This window comes from Streptomyces niphimycinicus (assembly GCF_018883605.1).
In the GTDB taxonomy this organism is placed as follows: Bacteria; Actinomycetota; Actinomycetes; order Streptomycetales; family Streptomycetaceae; genus Streptomyces; species Streptomyces niphimycinicus.
Genome location: NZ_JAHLEM010001098.1, coordinates 1 through 1,723, shown reverse-complemented (window position 1 = coordinate 1,723; position 1,723 = coordinate 1). Strand labels below are relative to the sequence as shown.

Below are 1,723 nucleotides of genomic sequence, written 5' to 3'. Positions count from 1 at the left end.
CGGCCGTGCGCAAGGGCCCTGCCGTGCCCGAGCCCGTAATGCTCCGTGACCCGCGTGCACGCCCTGGCCGGAGGCGCTCCGGGATCCGGGTGTGTCCAGGGATCCAGCCGGGCTCCGGCGCCTCCCATCGGACTCCGGGCCGGTCGAACTCCGGGCCCGGGCGGATTCCGGGCCCGGGCGGATTCCGGGCCCGGGCGGATTCCGGGCCCGGGCGGATTCCAGGGCGGGCTCAGGCATCAGCCCCGAAGCCGGGCCTGGGCGTCAAGCTCCAGGGTGAGTGCAGGCGTCAGCGTCGGACTCGGGCCCGCGGGCGTCAGGCTGCGGAGCGGCCCGGGCGTCAGCCTTGGACCCGGGCCCGGGCGTCAGGCACGGAGGCGGGCCTGGGGCGTCAGCCTTGGACCCGGGCCCGGGGCGTCAGCTTTGGACTCGGGCCCGGGCGTCAGGCTGCGGGCTGCGGGCCCGGGCATCAGGCTGCGGGTTGCGGGTTGCGGGTTGCGGGTTGCGGGTTGCGGGTTGCGGGACGGACGTTCACGCCCACGGGCCAGGCGCCGCCGGGCACATCGTGGCGTCGTACGGGCGACGCGGAACGGCCCGGCACCGTAGAAGCCCAGCGCCATGCGCCTCGTATCGAACGGGCAGGTCAGGCGGCTACCGGGCGGACGTTTTCGCGTACCCACTCCACGATGGAGGTCGTCGTCGCGCCCGGGGTGAAGATCTCCGCGACGCCCTGCTCCTTGAGCGGGCGGATGTCCGCTTCGGGGATGATCCCGCCGCCGAAGACCTTGATGTCCGCCGCCTCGCGCTCCCGCAGCAGCTCCAGCACCTTGACGAAGAGGGTCATATGGGCACCGGACAGGATGGACAGCCCGATCGCGTCGGCGTCCTCCTGGATCGCGGTGTCGACGATCTGCTCGGGCGTCTGGTGGAGACCGGTGTAGATGACCTCCATGCCCGCGTCGCGCAGCGCCCGCGCGATCACCTTCGCCCCACGGTCATGGCCGTCCAGCCCCGGCTTGGCCACCACCACACGGATCGGACCGGTCACACCCATCGCAGCCTCCAAGCCCTTCAAGCCCTTCGAGCCATCGCCCGCACGGACGTGAACGAACGTTATCTCCAGCATCCCCTACCCGGCAGTTTCGCGCCGCGCCGCGAGGGGGAAATCACACGTGGGACACGTTCACCGAAGGCCGCACCCGTACCCGCATCCGCATCCGCGCACGCCGCGCATCCACCGCGCGGACGCCGCATACGCTTCGGGCCGGCCACACCAGGGGAGCCGCAGCGGGGACCGTCGCACCGCGCAGCGCCGTCGAGGGCCGCATGGCGCCGCGGTGCGACGGGCGGTCCTGCGTCATGCGGTCACAGCGCGCCTTCCCCGTGCGGTGCCGGAGGGCATCGGGCCACCGCACGGCCGAAGTCGCCCTGACCAAGCGCCCTGACCGGCGCCCTGCCCCGGCCTGATGACCGGGGCTCATGACCACGGCCAAGGCACGCCCGAAGCGACCGGCTGCCCATGAGGGCATGCGGGGGGAGCCTCCAGCCGCCTCCTGTGCGCCGCATTGCGGGAGGTCGGCCGCCATGGGCCTCGTACAGATCCGGCAGCTCCGGGCCATCGCCCTCGACCTGGCGCTGCTCGCCGGGCATCTGCTGCTCTACCCGACCGGGCTGCGCCAGGAGCGCCCGCCCGCTCCGCCACCGCCCGGCGCTCCGCCGCCACCCG

The 1,723-nt window shown here is 73.8% G+C and carries 1 protein-coding gene and 1 pseudogene; one reads left to right on the top strand and one right to left on the bottom strand.

The genetic code is table 11. The features are described from left to right. Nucleotides 1–640: 640 nt before the first annotated feature. Nucleotides 641–1,051: a coenzyme B12-dependent isobutyryl CoA mutase small subunit gene (gene icmB / locus KN815_RS47870; protein ID WP_216348033.1), complete on the bottom strand. Its 411-nt coding sequence runs from the start codon at nucleotides 1,049–1,051 to the stop codon at nucleotides 641–643. 530 nt (nucleotides 1,052–1,581) lie between these two features. On the opposite strand from icmB, the pseudogene KN815_RS51355 reads away from it, so the two are divergent. Then, nucleotides 1,582–1,723 (top strand): annotated as a pseudogene (locus tag KN815_RS51355) (lipase); the annotation flags it as partial.

Coding starts and splice junctions, on each gene's coding strand:
- icmB (WP_216348033.1), bottom strand. CDS start 1,051: ATGGGTGTGACCGGTCCGATCCGTGTGGTGGTGGCCAAGCCGGGGCTG.